Source organism: Chryseobacterium sp. 'Rf worker isolate 10', assembly GCF_050753305.1.
GTDB lineage: Bacteria > Bacteroidota > Bacteroidia > Flavobacteriales > Weeksellaceae > Chryseobacterium.
This window is the reverse complement of record NZ_JBOZOF010000002.1, coordinates 257,612-282,363: the sequence shown is the minus strand read 5'-3', so window position 1 is coordinate 282,363 and position 24,752 is coordinate 257,612. Positions and strand designations below refer to the sequence as shown.

The following is a 24,752-nucleotide window of genomic DNA, read 5'->3' as shown; positions in this document are numbered from 1 at the left end:
TTGCTTTTTATTCCTAATTTATAACAAAGTAAGAGCCTCCGGCTCTGCGAAGTTTCTCAGCTTTGAGCCCTCAATAAAATAACATTAGCACAATGCATAAATTTGGATTATCTGCGAATGAAAACAAAATACCTTACCCATTACCACAATTTTAAAATATAAAAAATAATTAATGATTAATTTATATTGGCCTGTTTATAAAAATTTAGAAAAGGAAGTTATAGAATTATCTTATAATATAAATTTTGATGATATTCAATTTGATTATCTTAAAGATGTAGATGGAAAATACATTAAAACACCAACGTATTCTGTAAAAATTGGAGATTTATTAGTTCGTTGTTGCACAGAGATTGAAGCACTAATTCAAGAACTAACAAGAGGAAAAGATAAAGATGTTCAAAAAACACCAACTGTTGATTCCAAAAGACCAATTACAACAGGATGTAGATTGAAGTATCTTCACAATACTTGGGACTTAGACCAAAAAGCAGTAATTATGTCTTGTCTAAGTATGTATTTTAAAGATGAAAAGAATAAGTATTTTTTTCCTTTTCAATATACAAAAGACGGATATGATGATTACTATTCAGCTTACAATGCAATAAAGCATAATAGAAATGATAAAACAATTTATAAAGGAAATATTCGATATTTATTGCGAGCAATGGCTTCTTTATTTCTACTAAATATTTATCATAAAAACGACCCCATCTTTTTAGGGAAGAATTCCTCTACAGATTCTGTCCCATCAAGTTCAGATTTATTTTCTGTTGAAACAATTAGGGCAACGATGACGGAAAAGGACAATTCCATAAAACTAACTTTAGGAAACTTTAAAGATACTCTTTCCGCAGTATATATTATTCGAACAACTGAAGAATCTAAAGCTAAAGAAAATGATAATGCACAAGAATTTACTGATTCTGTCAATAGTAAAATAGCAGAACTAATTAAAAACAACCCTAATGAAAATATTGATGAGCTAACAAACAGAGCTATTCAAATGACTTCACATACAAAACTCTTGAAAGCTTATGAAAATAGAGAGTATGAAGCTATATTAATAAAGCCTGAAAGCATAGACTTTTATGAAAGTCAAGGTTGTATTGCCGAATACAGCAAAGACGAATTAGACCAAATTAGAGAAGAAATTAAACTATGGAAGTCAACACATATTTAATAATAATCACTCCCGCTCCGCAAAATCTCCCGACTTTGCACATTCAAAAAAACAAAATCCAAAGTCAGGAGACCTCGGATAGCCGTCTATCCCGCTACCGCACGATTGTATCGTGTGGCATAAACTTTAGATCATACTGTTAGAATATTTAAATAAAACAAAATCCGAAGTCTCTCACTTCGGATTCTTTATATCCCCACCCCATCTAAAATACCCCCACTCCCCCATTTCCTATCCCCCAACTTTTACTTATATTTGTTTCTATAACGTACACAAATATGCAAAACAAAAAAATACATCAGGGGAGAAATATCAAGCGTTTTCGGGAGATGTTGGGCATCAAGCAGGAGGCTTTGGCTTTTGATCTTGGTGAAGACTGGAACCAGAAGAAGGTTTCGCTTTTGGAGCAAAAAGAAACTATTGAAGAGGATATTTTAGAAAAGATTTCCCAGATTCTGAAAGTTCCTATGGAAGCTATTGAGAATATGGATGAGGAACAAGCAGTTAATATTATTGCTAATACATTTGATAATGGCTCTATACTTAATGGTATAAATAATAATCCTTCGTTTCATCCTATAGATAAAGTTTTGCAACTACACGAAGAAAAAATTGCGCTGTACGAAAGAATGCTGAAAGAAAAAGATGAAATGATGGCCAGACTGGAACAGTTGATTCAGAAATAAAAAACAAAACTAATAACCCACCGTTCAAGAAAATTATACTCAAAATGAAATTAAACATTAAACTTTTTTCCATCTTTATTCTTTTTCTGGTTTCAACCTCTTCTTTTGCACAAAAGAAGACTCCATTTCAAATCAATGGAGAATTATTTGAGATTCCCGGAAAATGGGAATATAAAAATCAACTTAAACAATCCGGTCAATTTCACTTAAGCAATAAAGACGAAAAAATAAGTTTATTAATTTCTGTAAGAAAGCCTGAAAAATTTGAATTTTATAAAGAAGGCTTAACAGAAAAAGAATTGCTGAATGCATTTTACAAATGGGAATATGATTACTGGGCCTCTTCCAATGGAGTGAAAGCTGAAGTTTCCGAAATAAAGCGAAACGAAGAAAAAAATTATATCATCTGGAAAATTATTGTAAAAAACATGCCTCAGAATAATAACAAGGACCAGACTTCCTATTTACTCTATGCTGTTAGAAACAACAATCTGATTTCATTTAATCTAACCAATAATACCGATAAAAAGATCCCATTAACTGAAGCAGAATCAGTGGAACTTCTCGAAAAAGTCTATTTGAAATAAAAATATAAGCCTGCTTTGAAAAGCAGCCCGCCTTTATGCAAAAAAATAAAATCCGAAGCCTATTGTCTTCGGATTTCTTATGATCATAAATCATCCAAAGTCATCAGATTTCTGACAATAAAGCAGCTCTACCCCCTTCCATACTTCCTCCAGCCCCTTCTATAAGTACCTCCAGCCCCTTGGGTAAGTGGGTATACCCCCTTTAGGAACGGTCTCTACCCCCTTCCATACTTCCTCCAGCCCCTTCTATAAGTACCTCCAGCCCCTTGGGTAAGTGGGTATACCCCCTTTAGGAACGGTCTCTACCCCCTTATGCAACCCCCTCTACCCCCTTACCTAAGGGGGTAGCTACATCTGGTAGTGGAATACAGAACACGAGTGAAGTAATAGGTTTTTTAGAAAATTCTTTTCAACTTTTTCTTATCTTTAAACCACCCTATTCAATTAAAGAAAATCAAAAAAAATAAACACTAATACCATTGAAAACAAAATTATTATTCCTTTCATTTTTGTGTTCACTGTTCACCCATGCACAAACCCTTCAATTTAAAAGTCTCGCTAATATGTCTGTGGGCAGAGGTGCCATAACCAGTGTCATTGTGGATGATAACATCTATGTGAGCAATGGATATCTGGAAAGTGGTGGCAACGCCAATTATATCGAGAAATATAATATTACCGATAATAAGTGGAGTATTCTCAATGCTACGCTGAGTCCCAAAAAATTTGCTAATTCGGAGACTTACGATAATAAAATCTATATTTTTAACGGTTGGGGTAACAGCCATCTTGAAATTGTAGACCTTGAAACCCATAAAGTAACAAAAGGAGCTGTTAATCGTTCCTATACCGGAAATGCAGGTTCTGCCATCCATAATGGAAAAATATATGTGTTCGGCGGCAGTGGACTCAACGGGGCTGCAACCACTGTATTTTCTAACAGATTCCAGTATTATGATATTGCTTCAGATACATGGTATCCGTTACCTAATATGCCTACAGCCAGAGAAGCCAAGGGCAAAATTGTGAATGATAAGCTATATGTCATTGGTGGTTTTAATGGTACTTCATCCCGACTGATCAATGTTTACGATATCAACACTAATAGCTGGACCGATCAATATACAATGCCTGCCGGGATATCCGGACATTCATTAGCGGTATCGGGTGATAAGATTTTCATTGCAGGGGGTTATAATAATCAGACTTTTCTGGCCTATTTTGATACTACAACCAATAAGTTCCATCAGTTATCTTCCAATATGATTCCCAGAAGACACGCTGCAGCGGAAGTTTATAACAATAAATTATACATCATCGGTGGAAGTACAACGTCTATAACCAAATCAGCGATTAAAAGCATACAGGTAGCAGATATCAGTGATAGTATACTCGCCAATACAACCAGTGAAAACCGTGCGTTGGAAACAAAAGTTTATACCAATGCACATAGAGACGGTTTTATCATCAGCAATAAAAATAACAGCAATCAGTTTGAATACACGGTTTACTCCACAGATGGGAAGCAGATCAGCAAAGGTTTTGCCTATTATAATAAAACGATAGATCTGTCCAGAGTACAACCTGGAAATTATATTTTTAGTTTTAAAGATGAGAAAGGCATTTTGCAGCAGATTAAAATTTTCAGGTAATCCAACTGCTTTGCAAAGTCGGAAGACTTTGTGCAAATAAAATACATAATCCGAAGCCGGGAGACTTCGGATAGCGAGATCCCTTCTCTTCCTTTGGATAAAGGGATAATCTTGCTTAAAAAACCAATCAGGACAATAAAAAAACATTGATAGTAGGAGATTCTAAAAAATAGACTTATGCAAAAAAAATCAGATATCATAAGTGAATGACCTTCGAATCTTTTATTTAAATTTATTTCCGAAAAAAAATTACCCCAATAACCTTGGCCTCAAAATTACAAATGGAAGATATTTTTAGAAACTACGAAGAAACAATATCCCGAAAACACAGCATTGGCTTTACACCTAAATATAAAGAGGAATTCAGAACACTTGTCAACGAAACACTTTTCATTGCCATCGCAGAAAAAACATTCGAAAAACTGAACTGGGATGTCGTTTATAAAGATGATCACAATATAGAAGCAAAATATAAAGAGACAAGTTGGATGAGCAATCAGTGGACAGAAATCATTACCGCTCATTATAATAACGGTTCCATTTCTGTAAAAAGTGAATCTCTTGGTAATGAAATATGGGATAACGGAAAAAATTCTAAAAGAGTTAAACTATTTATTTTTGCCTATCAGGAAACATTAAAAACGTTCGATAAACAAGCATTAAAAGAAATTGAAAAGGAAGTAGAAAAGAAAAAAAACTGGGATGACTATATAATCCCTGAAACATTACCACAACCAATAAAAACAAGAACACCCAATATAACACTCCCAATTATAGGAGGTGTTTGCATTTCTTTAATTACCGGATTTCTGGTAGCATTTCTTTCAGTAAAAGGATTGTACTTTATTGGTCTTTTTGAATTTCTTGTGGCAATCGTTCTTGTTTTTGTGATGAAGTACTTAATTAAATTCTCAAATTATACGGACTTTAGCAAATTGCAGTATCTTTTAGGTGTTATGATTATATTAACTTATATGTCAAACGAATATTTTCAGTATGAAATAATTCTGAATACCAATAATCTTGAGAGAATCTGGTTTTGGAATTTTATACAAATAACATTTTTGCAGGGGTTTACAATCAATAAAATTAACTTCGGATGGTTTGGCTGGATCATCATTTGGGTTGTACAACTTGGGCTAACAGGTATTTTTGCCTACCTCAGAATAGTTGCATCACTTACAAAATATCTTATTGAAAGAGTTCCTGCAGAAGTTGTTGATTTTGCATTTTATTATGCGGTAAAAAATAAATCGGAGGAAGAGATCAGAGCAGAACTGGCTAAGAAAGGCTGGAAAGATCCAAAAAATCAGAATGAAGTTTTTGAGGCCATAGATGGGTATCAAAGTGCTATAGCATTAAACAGAGTCAAATAGAGTCTCTGATTCAAAATTATATATAACTCTTGTTTTTGAGCAAATAAACTAAGCACTTTACACTGCCAAACATTCAATATGGAAATTAAAGAAGCTCTCGAAAAATATAAAATCATTGGAGACTATTTTGCCCCTGATTATGAGAAGGAAAATGAAGTCTTGACTGAATTCAGAGCAAATAATCAAAATTTATCAGAACAGCAAACTGTTGAATTAGTAAATCTTCTCCAAAGTGATATTGAAATTTCAGACAAATATTTCGTAGCTGACTTGCTTTATTTATACGACAGCTTCAACAGAGAATTATTTGAAACTCTATTAATAACAGCAATACATTATAAAGATCCTAGTTTCAACAGAATATTCTTAAGACCTTGCCTGAGAGTCTTTGGAACAAAGGAAGTAGTTGATAGTCTTTCGGATAGATTCAATCAAGTAAACATTATTGAGCGGATAGGAATTTCAAAATTAGTATATTGGTTACGAATCCATGAAAATAGCAATATAGATAAGCTGGATCATACAATTTTAAAAAGAGCCGATCAAACCTCAAATTTAATAGAGCTTTATCACTATAAGTTACGCTATGGAAACAAAATAAAATATGGAAATAATATCCCTGACAACGCTGAAGATCTTATTAAAGTTATCAAAGGGAACAAAGAATATGAAGAACTATTATTTGACAAGCTTGGCTGGACAAAAAACATCCAAATGCTCATAGAAAACAAAGGAATAAAAACAGACCTGTTTTACGTCCCTCCATTTACAATAAATGCAGGAGAAATTATTACTATAAATCTTTCCAACGGAGCACACTTCTATGAAACGGAAATGTTTCTTAAGGATCTATTTTGTGGTAAGGCATACCATGAAAATGTTATCATCCATAAAAAAATGACTTTTGTTGAACATTTCAAAGAATCGAAATTTAGAGACATTTTTTACCCTATGACCGTTGGAAAATATTTAAAGAAGAATGCAAATCCCGCTAGTCTTTATACCGAAAAAATTTATGAGACGGAATGGATCAATAAAAAAATAAAAGTCAATACCCTTACAGGTAGTCCAAGACGGTTACTATCATTGTATACTACTCTTTCAAATACAAATAATATTATTTTTGATTTAGTTGGACTAGGCCTTGATGAAGCCCAAGAAACGTATAAAATAGTACAAGAAGTAATAAAAGAAGGAGGTTCGGCAATTTTACTGGATGGATATGATGATATGAAAAACCAATGTACGAAATACATTGAGCTGCAATGGACAAAAGCATAATCTCATTTAATAAGACATATGAAAAAAGCATTTGAATTTCTCACCCACTTAAAAGAAAATAACAATCGCGAATGGTTTGCAAAACATAAATCTGAATTTGATCAGATTGTGAAAGAAAACAAAATTCTTTTTACACATATTTATAATGAGCTTCAGGAGCACGATCAACTGAAAGGAATTCATATTTTCAGGATTTACAAGGATGTTCGTTTTTCCAAAGACCAAACACCATATAAAACCAATTTCGGAGTAGGATATTCCCGCTCGAAACCAATGCTGAGAGGTGGATATTATATTCAGCTGGAACCGGGCAACAGTTTTGTAGGCGGTGGATTTTGGGGTCCTGAGGCCAAAGATCTACTCCGCATCCGTAAAGAGTTTGAAATCAGCAGTACAGAAATCGAAAAAATTATCTCGGACGAAACTTTTGTAAAATATTTTGGAGAGCTTCAAGGAGATTCTGTAAAAACAGCACCAAGGGGTTTTGATAAAAATCATCCATCTATAGATTTAATCAGAAAAAAGCAATTCCTGGTGATGAGAAAGTTCACTGATAAGGAAGTTTTATCTGACAGTTTTCAAAAAGAAGCGATTCTAACCTTGCTTGCCATGAGGCCTTTTTTTGATTATATGAGCGAAATTCTTACCACGGATATGAATGGAGAACCTTTGTACTAAAATTTAATTTAACACAGTATACAAAACTAAAAACCTGATGAAACTGTTCCTTCTAGTATCTTTTTATTTATTGATATCAGCTTGTCATTCATCAAATAAGAATGAGACCATCAACCCGAAACATACATTTGGAATCGTTAAAGCAACAGATTCAACTTCTTTTTTGAGCTGGACAAATGGAAAAAAGAATTTCCGTTCTTCAGAATCCATCAGTAACCATTATCTGGATGATAAAACATCTTTACAATGGAGCAATGATCAATACATGTGCCTTAGACATTCTAATGGAAGTGATACCTGGACCGATTTAATTTTACCATTTAACAGTAATGAAATAAAGGTTTACGAAAATACGATGGCTTATGACAAGGTAAATGGTATTGTTATTTATGAAACCGATTCTCTCCCTTATCAATTAGTCGCTGAAAATATTGTTGGAAAAGAAAAAGAGTTCCTGGGAGAAAACTGGAAAAAATGCTCCAGTATTTTTCCACATTATTGTATTGACAGTATATCTGTTGAAAATAAAGAATTGTATGTAAATTGGGTTTTGCCAAACAAAATAGATCAACCTAACACAACAGAAGTACAAAAAATTAAGCTGAAGTTTTAAAAACAATGATAACCAACTATGAAAAACATATTCTTATTCATTATCACTTCTTTTATACTCTTGAGCTGTTATGAAAATTCACAAAAAACAAAATTACTGAACTTTGGCAGCTTTACAATTCAGGCTCCCAAGGATTGGAAAAAAATAAACTCGGATTCTTATGATAGCAATGCCGGTATCATTGTCACAAAAAATAATGATTCCATTTTTTACGATTACGGACCTTATTCCTATTCATTAGAAGAAGATGTAACGATTATTAGCAGAAAAGATTTCAACGAACTTCTAACAGTGAATCCAAATGCGGATACAACAGAATTTATTGTTATTGATAAAAATGCCACTAGAGAAGATTTTATTAAAAGTAAAATAATCTATAAAAAAATTGATGGATACAAGGCAAAAATAGTAGAGCCTAAAAAAGCTGGAAAAGGAATGACCGGAATTTATATAGACAGCCTCAAGACTGGATCAATAGGAAAAATAAGCTTCAACCTATATGGGACAAATCTATCGAAACAAAGCCAGACAGAACTTCTAGAGGTTATTCAAACTTTACACTTTATAAAACAAGGCGATAGATAAACATCAGCATAATTATATAAACATGAAAAAAGTAATATTAGATTTGGCCGCTACTTTAGACGGATTTATTGAAGGACCCAACGGAGAAACCGATTGGTGCATTATGGATAATGATATGGATTTTGATGGATTTCTCTCAGGAATAGACACTATTTTTTACGGAAGAGTGAGCTATGATGCATGGGGAAATTATCAGCCGGAAGACAATGCAGATCCGGAAGAACAAAAACTTTGGGAAGCAGTTCATTCAAAAAATAAATTTGTCTTTTCCAGTCAAAACAGAGAAGATGAAAATGCTGTTTTTATCAGTTCTGACATTGTGGATAAAGTTTCAGAAATAAAAAATCAGGGAGGAAAGGACATCTGGCTGTATGGAGGTGCAAGTCTTATTAAAACTTTTATTCAGCACAATCTTATTGACACCTACAGAATATCCGTACATCCGATTGCTCTGGGGAAAGGAAAACCTCTTTTTGAAGATTTAAAAGAAAGATTACATCTAAAATTGGTCAAGACCAATGTCTTCAAATCCGGTGTCGTACAGCTTATTTATGAAGTTTAAACTAAAAATTTAGAAGATATGAATGTTCGGCTCAGCACGATTATTTTGTATGTAAAAGATGTGCAGTTACTCAAAATTTTCTATGTGGAAAACTTTAATCTGAAAGTAATTGAAGAAGATCCTGTATGGGCTTTACTTGATGCAGGAGGTATCTATATTGGTTTACACAAAATCGGAGATCAGTATCTTGAAGAAATAGAAGCAGATCACATTTTTGACAACAATACCAAAATTGTTTTTGATATTGACATGGATATAAAAGACGCAAAAAATGATCTGGTTTCAAAAAACGTTCGGATGAGAGACATCAAAACTTTTCAGGACTACCCTTTCTGGCTTTGTGACGGGACCGATCCTGAAGGAAATGTATTTCAGCTAAGAAGAAAAAAATAAGTAATATTTTCAATGAAAAAGATAATTGCAGCCGCCAGCCTGATTCTGGTCCTTACTCTTTTTTATTATCCCGTTTTTGATGATGAAAAAATTTCATTTGCCATTATTTTCCTGTGTTTTGTAGTTCTTATATTTTCAGTGGCAAAATTGTATTCTCCTGACGAAAAAGATTATGAGTCATTTGAAAAAGAAATGGACAATCTTCATAAGTTTGACGGAATCTTCCAATACACAAACGATGGATTTTACTTCAAACAAAATAATGTAACCGAATTTATAAAATGGAATGAAATAGTTTCAGTGTATTCATTTATTATTCCTTCTCCTTTTAATAAAAGACAATCCGGACTGGAAATCATCACCCTTGAAAAAAGCTATGAATTTGATTACAAAGTAACTCCTGGAATTGTAAAATTAAAAGATCAGCTTTCAGAGAATCTTCCCACCTGGGAACTGGATTCACCAACGGTTAGGATGAACAATTTCGGGCTTAAGAAGACCTTATTATTTGAAAGGAAAACTGTATAATAAATACTTCTACAAATGCCAATCACTATTAAAATAAAGAACAAGCCTAATTGGGCAGTTACCATTGTATTGGGTTTAGGTTTATTGATGCTTTCTTTTATTATTCTGATTATTATTCCTCTTACAAGTCTTCAGGAGCAAGGGTTTTATGCTGTTTTAAACTTTTTTTCCTCTGCCACTCCTTTTGCAGCTTTTTTTATACTTCTCTTATATTTCTGGCTATGGAATACTTTTGGAAAAACAATTCTCACTATTGAACCTGAACAAATAACAGTCCGATATAAAAACAAGTTGTTTACAAAACCCAGAATCTATCTAAAAAAAGAAATAGGGCAGATTATGGTAAAAGATTTTCAGGTAGAGAAGTATAAATTTGGGACCCGCTACCACTTTTCTCTGAGCGGCTCAACCTATTCTGTTGTTCTTATACAAAACGGCAACGAAACAAGAATTGTAGACTGGATCACCGAAACCAAAGCCAGTGAAATAGTAGATGAAATAAAAAAAATGGGGTATTAAAATACAGGATATACCTTATCCTTAAATTTATAATTAACGAAAGATTTTAATTCAAATAAATATTTTTTAAATCCCATGTAATATTACAACACTTAAAAGTGTCTTATTTAAAAAAAATTACATGAAATTTATTTTAACCTGTATTGCTGTATTGCTTTCGGTACATCCTCTTTTTTCACAGAAATCGAAACAACTGGAACACTTATTCTCAACGTATGAAAAAGCGGGCTTGCTAAGTGGTTCCGTTCTGATTGCCGAAAAAGGAAAAATTATTTTTGAAAAAAGCTACGGCTACAGAAATGCTCCTAAAAAAGAGAAAAATACCAATAACAGTATTTACCGGGCATTCTCTATGACAAAAATGTTCACTGCAACCGTTATTTTTCAACTGGAAGAACAGGGAAAATTATCTTTGAATGACAAACTCTCCAAATATTATCCTGATTTTCCGAAAGGCGACAGCATAACCATTGCCCATCTGCTTTCCCATACATCAGGAATTCCCAATGAAACAAACTCTGAGTATACTGTAGATGAGGGAACATTTATAAAATATATTTCTGCAAAACCTTTGAATTTTTCTCCTGGTAAAGATTGGGATTACTCCAATTCCGGATATTATATTCTCGGCTATATCATTAAGAAAGTAACAGGCCTGAGTTATGATAAAGTAATTGAAAACAATATCCTGAAGCCTTTAAAGATGAATCACAGTGGTTTCAATTTCAATAATGTGACTGATGAAAACAAAGCATGGGGATATGAATTTTTATCTGATAAAGGGTCTAACGAAGCATTACGTTTTAAAACAGATCACCCTTTTGGTGCAGGAGCCATGTATTCTACCGTGGAAGATCTTTTTAAATTCAATGAAGCGCTTAAAAATTACACCATTCTGAAAAAAGAAATCATAGAAAAAGCTTTTACACCTTATCTTAAGGATCATTATGGATTAGGTTTTCAGATCACGACTGGTTTTGACAAAAAACGAGTAGGTCATGACGGCGGCGGGCCTGGCTATAGAAGCAGATATTATAGGGTATTGGAAGATGATATCTGTCTTATAGTAATGTCAAATTCAGAATTATCACATACAGATTTTATTATTCCTCTGGCAGAAAAAATTCTGTACAATAAACCTTATAACATTCCAGCCATTGCAAAAGTGAGTGCAGCGGATTTAAAAAAACTGGAAGGTGTTTATTCCACTGAAAACTCAAATTTTTATATAAACAGTGCTGATGGAAAACTGATCTTCAAAGAAGGCGGCTATCCCAGAAACGCTTTATTACCATTAAGCAAAACATATTTTCAGCTGGATGAAAAATTCACCTGTACATTTCAACCGGATCAAAACGGAAAAATAAATACCCTCGTCATTCATTTCTGGGATGGAACTGTAAAAACGGCAAAAAGAAATACCAATAATCTTACCTGGGGAATTATTGGAAATGCAACTCCGAACGGCTGGGACGGGAAAGATATTCCGCTGCAGACAGATCCTAAAAACCCTAATATTTATTTCCTGAAAAGTTATAAACTGAATAAGGGCAATTTAAAATTCAGGCTTAATAATGATTGGGGATATAGCCTTGGGCTGAATAACGATGGTAAAAGTATTGCCCTTGCTGCCTATGATTTCCCAATCAATGAAGATGGTCTTTATGATATTGTTCTCGATATGACAAATATTGTAAAACCACAATACAGTATCAAAAAATCAAATCCATAAAATCGGCATTTACAAAGTAAAAAAAACACGTTTTCAAACCGTTCTGAAAACAGAACGGTTTTTATTTTTAACATCCATTGATATTTTTTATTATTTTTAACTTACACAAAATCAAAACACAAAATATAATTTATGCCTCATTTTATTATAGATTGTTCACAGGATATTCTTCAGCAGAGACCGCCTGATGAATTAATGGAAGCCGTTTATAACGTAGCTAATACAACAGGTCTGTTTGCTCCCAATGATATTAAAGTCAGGCTTCAGCCTTATCAATATTACAGATTAGGTACAGGTAAGAAAAATTTCCTGCATGTGTTCGGGTATATTATGCAAGGGCGAAGTACTGAGCAAAAAGCCCATCTTTCCAAACAGATTAGCATGAGACTTTCAGAATTACTACCCGACATTTCTTTTCTTTCTGTAAACATTAGTGATTTCGAAGCAGCAACTTACAGCAACAAAGCACTCATCAATCCTGAGAATACGAATAAAGACCGGCATTTTGGATTATAACACCATTTTTCAAACCCAATAAATATTAATATCATGAGCCTAAAAGAATTAGTTAACAAAACCGTACAGTACAACAACTGGGTAGTTAATAAGTACATCGACTGGTTATCCACAAAGTCTGACGAACAGCTGAATCAGGAAACGATTTCAAGTTTTCCGACTATTTTAAAAACGTTACACCACATCTGGCAGAGCCAGGAATACTGGTGGAGTCACATTTCTGAAAAGAATGATTTTGATTTTACAAAAACTACGGAAACCACCAACAAAGAAGATGTTTTCAATGCGATAAGAAACAATTCACAAATGTTGGCAGATTATGTGGAAAGCTTATCTGAAGAAGATCTTTCAAAAAATGTAAAAATAGAATCCCAATGGTTTCAGTGTGATTTTTCCAAGTACGAATACATTCAGCATGCAATTCTTCACGGAACCTACCACAGAGGACAAATCGTAACAATGGGAAGAAATATTGGAATCACCGATGCCCCTATGACGGATTTTAATTTCTGGAATATTTATAAAGATCAGCAATAAAACCATCAATTTTGTGGATAAGTCTGAGATAGAATTCCATAACACCGACCGATGTTAAATTAATCTTCTGGTTTTAAATTATTTAAATTAAAAACATACAGTTATCCACATCTTAAACTATTTGTGGATAACTTTCCATATCCTATTTTACCGTTGTGGATAAACTATGGATAAGTTTTTCAGCTATTAAAAACATACACATAATCAACTATAATTCAATACATTAAAATAAGTTTTGATTTTTGTGAATTTTCCACAATAGAAAATTATGTGGATAACTTCTGTGGATAAATTATCCGCATTTTTTTAGTTGATATTCTAAAAAGGTTAATTTGAAGCCATATTAGAAAAAGCAGTAACTTATTAAAAGAATACGAACAATCATGGCTAAAGCAAATAAAACCCACGAAACAGAGGTAAACGTAACTGATTTTATTCATTCATTTGTAGAGAAAGATGAAAAGAAAGCGGACAGCTTTCAATTAATACAATTGATGAGCGAATGGTCAGGATTCGAGCCTAAAATGTGGGGACCAACCATTATCGGATTTGGCAGTTATCATTATAAATATGCAAGCGGACATGAGGGTGATATGCCGCTCATCGGCTTTTCACCACGTAAAGCAGAGTTTTCACTGTATGTTTATTCGCCTACCGAAGAAAGCAAGCATTTATTGGACGATTTCGGAAAATTTAAAATGGGAAAATCCTGCATTTACATCAAAAAGCTTTCTGATATTAATATTGACACCTTAGAAAAAATGTGTAGAGCAACCATTGCTTATTTAAATGAAAATCATGAGTGTGCCTGTAGAGAAAAGTAATATAAGCTGATTCGTCATAAATTTCTTCTCCAATTCAAAAAACTTCCCGAAATTAGCGGTCTGTGCGTTAAATACTAGTCAATGAAATAAAAATTTAAATTACAACATACAGCAAAACTTAGTATAAGTTTTCTTCGGGGCAGGGTGCAATTCCCTACCGGCGGTTACAGTCCGCGACTCCTTTCTTCTGAAAGGACTGATCTGGTGAAATTCCGGAACCGACAGTTAAAGTCTGGATGGGAGAAGAAAATGAGATGACCAATAAGATTCCTTATGGATTCTTGTTGCGTTGTATTTCATTTCCATGTACCGAAGACTATTTTAACTTTTAAAAGTAAAATAACATGGAAAAATTATTAGAACAATTCGGAGCTAGCTCCAAAGAACGTGTAGAAAAAGCACTTCACACATTACAACAGGGAAAAGGTATTCTACTGGTAGATGATGAAAACCGCGAAAACGAAGGCGATATCATCTTTCCCGCTTCCACTATTACAGAACAGGATATGGCACTTCTGATCCGCGAATGCAGTGGTATCGTCTGCTTATGCATTTCTGAGGAAAAAAGCCGCCACCTCAACCTTCGTCCGATGGTGGAAAACAACAATTCAAAAAATCAAACTGCTTTCACGATTTCTATTGAAGCCAGAGAAGGGGTAGAATCAGGGGTTTCTGCAAAAGATCGTGTAACAACGATCAGAACAGCTGTGGCATCAAATGCCCAGGCAGAGCATATTGCAAGTCCAGGACACGTATTTCCCCTGATTGCCAGAAAAGAGGGTGTCTTTGAAAGACGTGGACATACTGAAGGCAGTGTAGATCTTGTAAAAATGGCCAATCTGGGAGATGATGCCGTACTTTGCGAACTGACGAATGAGGATGGTTCCATGGCAAGACTTCCTGAAATTGTGGACTTTGCGATCAAAAAAGGGATGAGTGTCGTGACTATCGAAGATATTTACGCTTATCGTAAAATGATTATGAGCAACTAAAATTTAGTTTTTTAACGCACAGAATCGCCGGCTGATTTTATCAGCCGGCGATTTCCTTAAATATCTGGCTAAAAACGAATTAAATTAAAATTCGGATTGTGTTTTTAATTAACTTTAGCAAAAAGTTTATTATGAAAAAATCTATCCTCTTTTTACTTTTAGGAACATCTGTTATGCTTTCTGCACAGATTACACTCACAAAAGCAGCCAACGATCCTGTTTCCGGAGATATTGTTAATTACAATCAGTTAAACGGAACTGTAGATAACTCTGCAACAGGAGCTAATGTTACTTTTTCAAACGGAAGTCTAACGATGGGGGCTTCGTCACAAACAACTTATTCCGTTCCAACTTCAACTGAAATCACAACATTTCCCGGATCCACCATTAAAATGGTAGACGGAACAAACACTATTTACTATAAAGCATCTGCCACAAAGCTGGAAATTACAGGAATTGTAAATCCACAGGCTACTTTAAACTTTAATGTAGATAACGGTACTTATAACAATTATCCAACAGCTTACGGACCTGCTCAAAACGATACTGCCAAAGGAACTTTCACATCATCTGTTGCTAATGGACTGTTCAGTGGGACACTGGCTACTCAGGCTGATGCATACGGAACTTTGATTATAGGCAACCAGACATATAGCAACGTTCTTAGAGTAAAGTATACTCAGAACTTTAATTTATATTCATCTTTTGATGTCATTTATTCTAACCCAATCGGAACAGTTACCAATACGGCTTATGCTTATTACAATGCTTCTCACAGATATGCATTACTAAGCACAACCAATGGAAATATCAGCGTTCCTTTATTGGGTATTAATCAATCTACTTCAAGTGCACAGGCTTTAAGTGAAACATTCCTAGCAGTCAGCAATGCAACTAAGAAAGAAAATTTAGTGGTTTACCCTAACCCAGCTAAAGACTTTATTGGATTCAAAGGAAATACAGATAATTATTCCAAAGCTAATATCTACAGTCTGGATGGAAAACTGGTTAAAACTTCAGAGATACAATCCGGAAACATTCAGATTTCAGACCTTCCGCCAGCTTCTTATTTCATTGAGATCAATGGAAAAAATAACGCAGATAAAAAGAATACAAAATTCATCAAGAAATAATAAAAAAATCCCCGCTCCTAAAAATGAGCGGGGATTTCTTATTAACATTCAAAATTATTTTTAAAAAGTAGCAGCAGGAGCTGTTTCGTTATTAAGCTTTCGCTGAATTTCGGTCTTCTTCCCTTTGGAGAAATCATAGCTTAATCCTAATACGAACATTGATTTGTTGTTCATAATCTGTGTATGAACTTTATAATCAACCAAACTTTCCGGCAGACTTTTCATTTTATATTCCGAAGGCATTCCGATCCAGTACATTCCGGTGGAGAACGTCCAGTTTTTGTGTTTGTAGCTCATAAAAATATTATTCTGATTTTCATTCGTATTAAGAAATGCTCCACTTAAACTGTAAACAGGAATATTGAACTGATACTGTACTGAGAACGATTTATATTCCGAAGAAAGTGAAAAGTAATTTCCTAAATAATCATTTTTAATCAGAGCACCTTTGCTTGTTTTCACAGTTTCAGAAGTTGGTGTGATGACTGCTTTTATAACAAGCAGGCTATTTCCAAAAGGCTTATAAGATCCCGTTAACTGTACCCCATACCTCTGTCCGTTTTTCCCGTTTTCATACGTCAGAGCATACCCTCCCAATACATCATCCTGAACATAATACTGATTAATCACCCTATCTGTATATCGGTAAAACAAACCTGCATTAAAATCGAAATATTTATTATTAAAAGAATAAGTCAGATTGTTAGAAAAGACCTGCTGAGATTCCAGAAAAGGATTTCCTCGCTGAACAATATTAGGTGCCAGCTGCACCACATTACTACTCAAAGCATTACTCCACGGACTTATCGGACTGTAACTTGCGGTAAAACGAAGATTCTGATTTCCTTTAACCTGATACGCTAAAATAACCTTTGGAGTGAAAGTCCATTCATCAAAAGTATTCTCTGCACTTTTGTTGTGAATATTGGTAAGCCCCGCTCCGATACGATAGCTGAATTTATCAAATTTTCCGGCAAATTCTGTATAAAAATACTGCTCCAGATAAGTGACATTATATTGAGAATATCCGGCAAGATTATTCAGGTCATTAGAAATAGAAGATCTCGAAATACGGTATCCCGAAGAAAGTTTTCCGGCTCTAAAATCATGAACGTGGGCAAGCTCTCCAACCAGACTTGTTTGCCTGGCTTTCAGAAGCATATCATTATTGTATACTGACAATCCTGAACCTATGATCCATTCTTTAGCTGTTTCCGTTGTATTGGTTGTATAATGAGAGCCTACCACATTAATACTCACCTCATCTTTTTCACCGATTTTTTTAGAATAATAAAGATCCAGCTTAGGAATAACGTAGTCTGAGCCATTATTTTTAAACATATTATGCTCTTCCATCAGGTTATCCTCAGTAAAGACACTCTGCCCCACTCCTTTTGAAAACCTGCTGAAAATATCCATATTCAGCTTAGCCTGAAAAGCATAATCATCCGGAACAAGCCTGGTATAACGCAAGGCCACATTCTGGAAAGTATATCCGAAATGATCTGTTCTGTTTTCATCAGAACGGTAATGTTTTCCATTCAACTGATAATCATAGATACTGTTGACCCTTCTGTCATTGTAATCTCTAAGATTCAGAGAGTATTCCAGTCCGAAATTATTTTTTCCTTTAGTATAATTGGCGTAGGCAGAGCCATTCACAAATCCGGTATTTAAAGCAGCAGAAACATCAGCCCCGAAAACATATCCTGTTTCTGTAGACCTTGTCAGAATATTAACCACCGTATCTGCTCTCGTTGCCCACCTCGCTGGCGGAATATCATAATACTCCACTTTCACAACCTCACTGGGAGCAACACTCCTAATCTGCATGTCTGTAGCTTCAATACCATTGATAAGAAACAAGGTAGTCCCACCTTTTGTACTGGTAATCGTATTGGCAACAGGATCCAGCTGTAATTCAGGAAGAGTGCTCAATAAATCTTTTGCATATCGTGCTTTTTCCAGTGCTTCTTTATCAAAAGTATACACAGCTTTATCCGCAAACTGTTTTTTGCGCTGTGATTTCAAAATAACTTCCTGAATCTCCTTGGTAGGTGCTACATCGGCTGTATCATCTTTCTTCTCCTGTGAAAATACTAAAGTGCCGCAAAGGAAAAAGATGGTATATATAATTTTTTTCATGTCTGAGGAAGAATTATACCATTAGGACAATCACTCTCCGATGTTTATTACATTTATAATCACAACTTATTAGAAGATTATCAATAATTTTTCTTTAAATTATAATTATTATGTTAAATTCAGCCCGTTTTTTGCTGGTATCTTTTTACACCACAAAATATAGAGTCATGAAAAAAGTATTCATATTGATTCCCTGCTTCCTGTTTTCTGTATTGGGAGCTCAGGAAATTGACAACAGTTCGGCCGAAAAGATGAATATCATCAAAACCAATGTCACGGCCTACGCATTCAGAAACATTAATCTGTCTTATGAGCGGGCCATCAACCAATGGTTTTCCCTGAACATCGGTTTCGGAACCATGCCGGAAGGAAAAGTACCTTTCATCAATGCCTTTCTGAAAGATAAAGATGAGAAAAGATTCCAAAATCTTAGGGTAAAAGCGACTAACTTTACAATAGAACCAAGGTTTTACATCGGAAAGGGCTATGGAAAAGGATTTTATTTTGCACCGTATTACAGATATTCAAGTGTTACTTCCAATACTTTTGATTTTTATTATGATTACAATGGTCCTAATTCAATTACGTATCAAATCCCTCTTAGAGGTCAGGGAGATACTAATGGAAACAGTGGAGGATTAATGGTCGGAGTTCAGTTTTTTCTGACCAGAAGCCAGAATCTTGTATTGGATTTCTGGATCGCCGGAGCACACTATGGAACCGGAAAAGGTGATTTTACCATGACCTCAGATTATGTACTGACTCCTGATATGCAGGCTCAGCTTAAAAAAGAAATTGAAAATCTGGATATTCCTTTTGTAAAGTATACGGTAGAAACCAATGCCAATGGTGCCAGAATAAAAGTGGATGGTCCATGGGCTGGCTTCAGAAGCGGACTTTCAATAGGATATAGATTTTAAAAAATACAATCTTGTAATAGATCAACCGTTCTTTTTCAGAGCGGTTTATTTTTTACTGAAATTTGTATCTTGGATGCCATTATTAAAGAAACTTTTCCGGAAAATAAACATTTTATGAACTCAACCTCAATCACCACAGCGCAAAGAATCAAAGCCATCATAGGCGGATCTATCGGAAATCTTGTTGAATGGTACGATTGGTATGCATATGCTGCCTTTGCTATTTATTTTTCCCATTCATTTTTCCCAGATTCTGACCTGAATGCCCAACTGATGAATACCGCGGGAATATTTGCCGTAGGTTTTCTAATGCGTCCTATCGGCGGATGGATGTTCGGAAGTATTGCAGATAAAGTGGGAAGAAAAAAAGCGATGACTCTTTCTGTTCTTCTGATGTCTTTTGGATCTTTACTGATTGCCCTTACTCCCACATACCAATCTATAGGAATTCTAGCACCATTATTACTTTTGTTGGCAAGATTACTTCAGGGATTGAGTGTTGGCGGTGAATATGGAGTTTCTGCAACTTACCTCAGCGAAATGGCCACACAGGACAGAAGAGGATTTTATTCAAGCTTTCAGTATGTTACTCTGATTGGCGGACAACTTATAGCATTGGGAATTCAGCTTATTTTACAGAAATTATTATTGACTGAAACTCAGCTTGAAGAATGGGGCTGGCGAATTCCTTTTGTAATTGGAGCGATGCTTTCCATCATTGCATTATACCTTCGCGCCAACCTTCATGAAACGGAAGCTTTTGAAAATAAAAAAGAAGTGAATGAAAAGAAAAAAGGAACCGTAAAAGAACTTCTGAAGCATCCAAGAGCGCTGCTTACCGTTGTAGGACTTACTTTAGGAGGAACACTGGCATTTTATACTTACACAACTTATATGCAGAAATTCCTTGTTAATACCGTACATCTTACGAAAGAAGAATCTACATTGGTGTCATTTATTTCATTGTTTATTTTCGCCTGTCTTCAGCCTGTATTTGGAGGATTATCTGACAAAATCGGAAGAAGGCCGCTTCTTTTAGGTTTTGGTATTCTGGGAACTTCGTGTACTGTTCCGCTCCTTACAGCATTGAGTACGACTACTTCAATCTGGGGTGCATTTTTCATGATTATGGCAGCTCTAATTATTGTAAGCGGCTACACTTCCATCAATGCAGTGGTAAAAGCAGAACTTTTCCCTTCAGAAATCAGGGCGCTTGGTGTAGGTTTGCCATATGCCATCACAGTTGCAGTATTTGGAGGAACGGCAGAATATATTGCACTTTGGTTTAAAAAGATTGGTTCTGAAGAATATTTTTACTGGTATATTACCGGATGTATTCTCTTTTCTTTGGTTGTTTATATCGGAATGAAAGATACCAGGAAGACCTCTACGCTGGATAAAGATTAATTTCTGATAACTTTATAAAAATCGCGCGCCGCAGAGTATCTGCGGCGCGTTCTATTTTTTAATGATAGGCCTGTTTAAATTTTTCAATCATACTATCCAGATTATGGCGCTGGACGTATATACTCTTTACCTCTTCATACCTCGGCGATTTGTAGAAAACCTCGTGGAAATCCATACTACCGTTTCCTACTTTTACAACTTTCTGTACTTCGATATTCAACTTTCTTAATTCGTCTTTAAAGACTTTAAATTCATCTTGGATACTACTACTCATTAATATTTCTAGTTTTTTAGTTAAAAATTCCATTTACCCCTTCAAATGTCAGGGGTAACTCTTAAATTCCGAATAAAGTTAGTAAATTTATCAACACAAAATAACACTTTGACAATATTTTATTATTTTTTTTATAAATAGTCAGTCGATATTATCCGATTGATACATATTCCGTATTTTTAACCCATCAGAAAATTGTAACAACCTTATACAAACCATGACTATTAAAGCATTTTTCTCTTTATTCTTTTTAATTCTGCTTACTTTCCTTCATGCTCAGAAAATGGAATTTAAAGCACCGGATTATGCTGCGATTCAAAAAAATATTGAGGATAAAAATTCAGAATACTATTATCCGGAACTATTAAAAAGATTAAAACAAAACGACACCCTTCTTACAAGCAGCCAATACCGCCATCTTTACTTCGGTTATACTTTTCAGAAAACCTATCAGCCTTATAAAATCGGGAAAAAGGCTGAGGAAGTTTCTAAATATTATCGTGGAGAAGGTATTTCACAAAAAGATTTGTCTAAGGGGATTCAGCTATTTCTGGATGTCTTAGACGAAAACCCTCTGGATCTGCGTGCCATGAATTATCTCGCCTACCTGTATCATTTAAATAAAGACGACGCCACTGCTGAAAAAATTGCCGGAAATTTCCATGGATTATTAAATACCGTTCTTACTTCCGGAGATGGACTGAAATGCGAAACAGGTTTTCATGTTATTTCCGTTACCGATGAATATGTACTTTTAAACAGATTTCAAATGGAAACCCAATCACAAAGCCACAATGGAAAATGTGACTATCAGGAATTTGAAAAAGATAAATATAAAATTCCGGGGTTTTATTTTGATATCAGCAGATTTTATGGAAGAATTTTAGATTAATAGTCCTGTGTTTTTTTATATCATTGTATCCACTACAAATAACATCTATCAATTTTTATAAAAATAAATTTCATATGATTTCACCCTGATGATAAGGGTTTCGGAGAAGGAAAAATATTTTTTTTGAAAAAAAATATTTTTTACTGTAACATTTTTAAAGGGTTCGTCTCTAAAAGACAAATAAACCTTAAAACTTTAGAAATCATGAAAAAATTCACATTCCTTCTTATCATCATATTATTTTTTTTAGCGGTATGCAATATATTCGGACAGGAAACAGCATATCCTTTTGAAGTAAAGAAAACCGGAAAAGGAAATCAGTCTCTACTATTTATTCCGGGATTTGCCTCTTCAGGAGATGTATGGAACGAAACAACTGCAAAGTTTGAAAAAAATTTCACTTGTTATACTTTAACAATGGCCGGGTTTGCCGGAACGAAACCACAGGCAGATGCCAGCTTTAAGGATTGGGAAAAAGCAATAGCAGCTTACATCAAGAATAATAAAATTGACAAACCTGTGATTATCGGACACAGCATGGGAGGAGGTCTTGCTCTGGCTATCGCGGCTGACTATCCCGAACTGGTAGGTAAAATTGTTATTGTAGATACTCTTCCTTGTCTTGCAGCAATGGCTGATCCTAATTTTACATCCAAAGAAAATAATGACTGCTCCTCCACCATTACTCAGTTAACAGCAATGAATGATGAACAGTTCCGTAAAATGCAGACTCAGACTATGCCACGTCTTCTGGCAGATACTTCTATGCAGGAAACCGTGATCAATTGGAGCATGAAATCTGACCGAAAAACATTCGCTAAAATGTATTGTGATTTTTCCAATACCGATCTCAGAGAAAAAATAAAAAATATACAGTGTCCTTCTCTTATTCTTCTGGAGTCTTATTTTGTCAATTTAAAGCCCATGATCGAAGAACAATATAAAAATCTGAAAAACACCAATATGCAGTACGCTTCAAAGGGTTTACATTTCATCATGTATGATGACAAAGAATGGTATTTTAATCAGCTTACTCACTTTTTATCTGCGAAATAATGGTTTTTGAAGAGATATACGAACTCTACTGGCAAAGGATATTCCGTCTGTGCATGGGATATGTGAATGATACTGAACTCGCTCAGGATCTTGCTCAGGAAACATTTATTATCGTCTGGCAGCAGCTTCCGAAATTCAGGAATGAATCCAACATAGGAACCTGGATTTTCAGAATTGCTTCTAATAACTGCCTCCGACAGATTGAAAAGGAAAAGAAATTTGCTAAAACAGATCTGCCCATCAATCTGGAAGAGAAAAAGCAGGAATCTATGGAACCTCAGATACAAATGCTATATCAGTTTATTTCGGAACTGCCTGAAACAGACAGAATTATCATTTCCTTGGAACTGGAAGAGGTGAAACAGGCTGAAATAGCTCACATCGTAGGACTTTCAGAATCCAATATCAGGGTAAAGATTCACAGGATAAAGGAAAAATTAACGCAAAAGTTTAAAAAAAATGGCTACTAATATAGATTTCAAAAACATATGGAAGCAGCAGACTTCCAACAAACCCAATATGGAAGAGCTTCTCGGAAAACTGAAAAAATTCAGAAACCAGAATCTGCGCAGGCTGATCCTTACTAATATTGGATTAATAGCAACTTCACTATTCATCCTTTTCATCTGGTATTGGTATCAGCCTGAAATGATTACAACAAAAATCGGGATTGTAATGGTTATTCTAGCCATGGTTATCTTCCTGTTTGCCTATAACAAAATGTTTATGGTATTTTACAAAATAGACCAAACACAGTCTAACAATGAATATCTCCAAAGCTTATATGTAGTAAAAAGCAAGCAGAAGTTTATGCAGACAACGATACTCAACTTGTATTTCATCATGCTGTTTCTGGGAATTTGCTTTTATATGTATGAATACACTTCAAGAATGACTCTTGGATCAGGTATTCTTGCCTATGCTGTAACATTGGCATGGATTGCTTTCAACTGGTTTTATCTGAGACCAAGAACCATAAAGAAACAACAAGGGAAACTTGATGAATTAATTAATAAATTTGAAGAGATCAATAATCAATTAAAAGAATCATGATATCTTCAGACAACAAAAGCCACTGGGAAAACGCCTATGAAACCAAGAATCCGGATCAGGTAAGCTGGACTCAGAAAAAACCTCAGACATCGCTTGATTTTATCAGGTCTTCCGGATTGGGAAAAGATGCCAGCATCATTGATATTGGTGGTGGAGACAGCAATCTTGTCGATTTTCTCCTTGAGGAAGGTTATAAAAACATTACAGTACTTGATATTTCCACCAAAGCTTTGGAGAAAGCACAGGAAAGACTGGGAGAATCGGCCCATAAAGTAAAATGGATAGCAACAGATATTACTGCTTTCGAACCCACAGAAACTTATGATATCTGGCATGACAGAGCGGCTTTTCATTTTCTTACAACACCGGAACAGATTTCAAAATATATTGACATCGCAGAAAAAAGTGTGAAGAACTGTCTGATCCTCGGAACTTTTTCCAAAAACGGTCCTACGAAATGCAGCGGATTGGATATTCAGCAATATGACGAAGGGTCATTATCAGAAAAATTTGAAAGAAGTTTTAAAAAAATTCAGTGTATTACAGAAGATCATACCACACCCTTTGAGACGGTTCAGAATTTCGTTTTCTGTAATTTTAAAAAACAGTAATTATTGATATGTATTTT

Annotated in this window: 28 protein-coding genes and 1 riboswitch; of the genes, 26 read left to right on the top strand and 2 right to left on the bottom strand. The window is 34.7% G+C overall.

Annotated features, from left to right (window positions below; all coding sequences use genetic code 11):
• The first annotated feature begins 172 nt into the window (after positions 1-172).
• The 19 genes from LKL37_RS11320 to LKL37_RS11230 all read left to right on the top strand — a co-directional run bounded on the left by LKL37_RS11320 (position 173) and on the right by LKL37_RS11230 (position 16,377).
• Complete coding sequence (locus LKL37_RS11320; RefSeq protein ID WP_431610679.1) at positions 173-1,183, top strand: hypothetical protein; 1,011 nt, start codon at positions 173-175, stop codon at positions 1,181-1,183.
• A gap of 278 nt (positions 1,184-1,461) precedes the next feature.
• A complete protein-coding gene (locus LKL37_RS11315; protein WP_431610678.1) occupies positions 1,462-1,869 on the top strand; it encodes an XRE family transcriptional regulator in 408 nt (135 codons plus the stop codon).
• A gap of 44 nt (positions 1,870-1,913) precedes the next feature.
• Complete coding sequence (locus LKL37_RS11310; RefSeq protein ID WP_431610677.1) at positions 1,914-2,456, top strand: hypothetical protein; 543 nt, start codon at positions 1,914-1,916, stop codon at positions 2,454-2,456.
• A 563-nt stretch (positions 2,457-3,019) separates the two neighbouring features.
• Positions 3,020-4,108 carry a Kelch repeat-containing protein gene (locus LKL37_RS11305; RefSeq protein ID WP_431610676.1) on the top strand — a complete coding sequence of 363 codons (1,089 nt, stop codon included), beginning with the start codon at positions 3,020-3,022 and terminating at the stop codon, positions 4,106-4,108.
• 281 nt (positions 4,109-4,389) lie between these two features.
• Complete coding sequence (locus LKL37_RS11300; protein ID WP_431610675.1) at positions 4,390-5,484, top strand: hypothetical protein; 1,095 nt, start codon at positions 4,390-4,392, stop codon at positions 5,482-5,484.
• 78 nt (positions 5,485-5,562) lie between these two features.
• On the top strand, positions 5,563-6,765 hold the full coding sequence (locus LKL37_RS11295) for a hypothetical protein (RefSeq protein ID WP_431610674.1): 1,203 nt from the start codon (positions 5,563-5,565) through the stop codon (positions 6,763-6,765).
• Between the two features lie 18 nt (positions 6,766-6,783).
• On the top strand, positions 6,784-7,443 hold the full coding sequence (locus tag LKL37_RS11290; RefSeq protein WP_431610673.1) for a DUF2461 domain-containing protein: 660 nt from the start codon (positions 6,784-6,786) through the stop codon (positions 7,441-7,443).
• 37 nt (positions 7,444-7,480) lie between these two features.
• Positions 7,481-8,056 carry a hypothetical protein gene (locus LKL37_RS11285; protein ID WP_431610672.1) on the top strand — a complete coding sequence of 192 codons (576 nt, stop codon included), beginning with the start codon at positions 7,481-7,483 and terminating at the stop codon, positions 8,054-8,056.
• An 18-nt stretch (positions 8,057-8,074) separates the two neighbouring features.
• Positions 8,075-8,641 (top strand): hypothetical protein, encoded by a 567-nt coding sequence (locus LKL37_RS11280; protein WP_431610671.1) that lies wholly within the window; start codon positions 8,075-8,077, stop codon positions 8,639-8,641.
• Between the two features lie 22 nt (positions 8,642-8,663).
• Positions 8,664-9,203 carry a dihydrofolate reductase family protein gene (locus tag LKL37_RS11275; RefSeq protein WP_431610670.1) on the top strand — a complete coding sequence of 180 codons (540 nt, stop codon included), beginning with the start codon at positions 8,664-8,666 and terminating at the stop codon, positions 9,201-9,203.
• 84 nt (positions 9,204-9,287) lie between these two features.
• Complete coding sequence (locus LKL37_RS11270) at positions 9,288-9,596, top strand: hypothetical protein (protein WP_431610669.1); 309 nt, start codon at positions 9,288-9,290, stop codon at positions 9,594-9,596.
• A 12-nt stretch (positions 9,597-9,608) separates the two neighbouring features.
• Positions 9,609-10,124 (top strand): hypothetical protein, encoded by a 516-nt coding sequence (locus LKL37_RS11265; protein ID WP_431610668.1) that lies wholly within the window; start codon positions 9,609-9,611, stop codon positions 10,122-10,124.
• 15 nt (positions 10,125-10,139) lie between these two features.
• The gene (locus LKL37_RS11260; protein WP_431610667.1) at positions 10,140-10,643 is read left to right on the top strand and encodes a hypothetical protein; all 504 of its coding nucleotides are present in this window, start codon (positions 10,140-10,142) and stop codon (positions 10,641-10,643) included.
• A gap of 121 nt (positions 10,644-10,764) precedes the next feature.
• Positions 10,765-12,375, top strand: coding sequence for a serine hydrolase (locus LKL37_RS11255; protein WP_431610666.1), 1,611 nt, complete (start codon positions 10,765-10,767; stop codon positions 12,373-12,375).
• 132 nt (positions 12,376-12,507) lie between these two features.
• Positions 12,508-12,891 (top strand): 5-carboxymethyl-2-hydroxymuconate Delta-isomerase, encoded by a 384-nt coding sequence (locus tag LKL37_RS11250; protein WP_431610665.1) that lies wholly within the window; start codon positions 12,508-12,510, stop codon positions 12,889-12,891.
• 33 nt (positions 12,892-12,924) lie between these two features.
• Complete coding sequence (locus LKL37_RS11245; protein WP_431610664.1) at positions 12,925-13,428, top strand: DinB family protein; 504 nt, start codon at positions 12,925-12,927, stop codon at positions 13,426-13,428.
• Positions 13,429-13,811: 383 nt separating this feature from the next.
• A complete protein-coding gene (locus LKL37_RS11240; protein WP_431610663.1) occupies positions 13,812-14,252 on the top strand; it encodes a DUF1801 domain-containing protein in 441 nt (146 codons plus the stop codon).
• Between the two features lie 126 nt (positions 14,253-14,378).
• Positions 14,379-14,504, top strand: a riboswitch (FMN riboswitch).
• 92 nt (positions 14,505-14,596) lie between these two features.
• Positions 14,597-15,244, top strand: coding sequence for a 3,4-dihydroxy-2-butanone-4-phosphate synthase (ribB, locus tag LKL37_RS11235; RefSeq protein WP_431610662.1), 648 nt, complete (start codon positions 14,597-14,599; stop codon positions 15,242-15,244).
• 131 nt (positions 15,245-15,375) lie between these two features.
• Positions 15,376-16,377, top strand: a complete 1,002-nt coding sequence (locus LKL37_RS11230; protein WP_431610661.1) for a T9SS type A sorting domain-containing protein — start codon at positions 15,376-15,378, stop codon at positions 16,375-16,377.
• 60 nt (positions 16,378-16,437) lie between these two features.
• On the opposite strand, the gene LKL37_RS11225 is transcribed toward LKL37_RS11230, so the two are convergent.
• Positions 16,438-18,522 (bottom strand): TonB-dependent receptor domain-containing protein, encoded by a 2,085-nt coding sequence (locus LKL37_RS11225; RefSeq protein WP_431610660.1) that lies wholly within the window; start codon positions 18,520-18,522, stop codon positions 16,438-16,440.
• A 167-nt stretch (positions 18,523-18,689) separates the two neighbouring features.
• On the opposite strand from LKL37_RS11225, the gene LKL37_RS11220 reads away from it, so the two are divergent.
• Positions 18,690-19,442: a DUF3575 domain-containing protein gene (locus LKL37_RS11220; RefSeq protein WP_431610659.1), complete on the top strand. Its 753-nt coding sequence runs from the start codon at positions 18,690-18,692 to the stop codon at positions 19,440-19,442.
• Positions 19,443-19,556: 114 nt separating this feature from the next.
• Positions 19,557-20,849, top strand: a complete 1,293-nt coding sequence (locus LKL37_RS11215) for an MFS transporter (protein WP_431610658.1) — start codon at positions 19,557-19,559, stop codon at positions 20,847-20,849.
• A 58-nt stretch (positions 20,850-20,907) separates the two neighbouring features.
• Here LKL37_RS11215 and LKL37_RS11210 read toward each other — a convergent pair whose 3' ends face one another.
• Positions 20,908-21,123 carry a hypothetical protein gene (locus LKL37_RS11210; RefSeq protein WP_034696179.1) on the bottom strand — a complete coding sequence of 72 codons (216 nt, stop codon included), beginning with the start codon at positions 21,121-21,123 and terminating at the stop codon, positions 20,908-20,910.
• Between the two features lie 217 nt (positions 21,124-21,340).
• Between LKL37_RS11210 and LKL37_RS11205 the strand changes: the two genes are divergently transcribed.
• The 5 genes from LKL37_RS11205 (at position 21,341) to LKL37_RS11185 (ending at position 24,735) form a co-directional block, all read left to right on the top strand.
• Positions 21,341-22,015 (top strand): DUF4919 domain-containing protein, encoded by a 675-nt coding sequence (locus LKL37_RS11205; RefSeq protein ID WP_431610657.1) that lies wholly within the window; start codon positions 21,341-21,343, stop codon positions 22,013-22,015.
• Positions 22,016-22,219: 204 nt separating this feature from the next.
• A complete protein-coding gene (locus LKL37_RS11200; RefSeq protein WP_431610656.1) occupies positions 22,220-23,071 on the top strand; it encodes an alpha/beta fold hydrolase in 852 nt (283 codons plus the stop codon).
• Entirely contained in the window at positions 23,071-23,541 is a 471-nt protein-coding gene (locus LKL37_RS11195) for an RNA polymerase sigma factor (RefSeq protein WP_431610655.1), read from the top strand. The genes LKL37_RS11200 and LKL37_RS11195 overlap by 1 nt, the downstream gene beginning before the upstream one ends.
• Positions 23,531-24,124, top strand: coding sequence for a hypothetical protein (locus LKL37_RS11190; protein ID WP_431610654.1), 594 nt, complete (start codon positions 23,531-23,533; stop codon positions 24,122-24,124). Before LKL37_RS11195 ends, LKL37_RS11190 begins: the two co-directional genes overlap by 11 nt.
• Positions 24,121-24,735, top strand: coding sequence for a class I SAM-dependent methyltransferase (locus tag LKL37_RS11185; protein ID WP_431610653.1), 615 nt, complete (start codon positions 24,121-24,123; stop codon positions 24,733-24,735). The genes LKL37_RS11190 and LKL37_RS11185 overlap by 4 nt, the downstream gene beginning before the upstream one ends.
• The last annotated feature ends 17 nt before the right edge of the window (positions 24,736-24,752 follow it).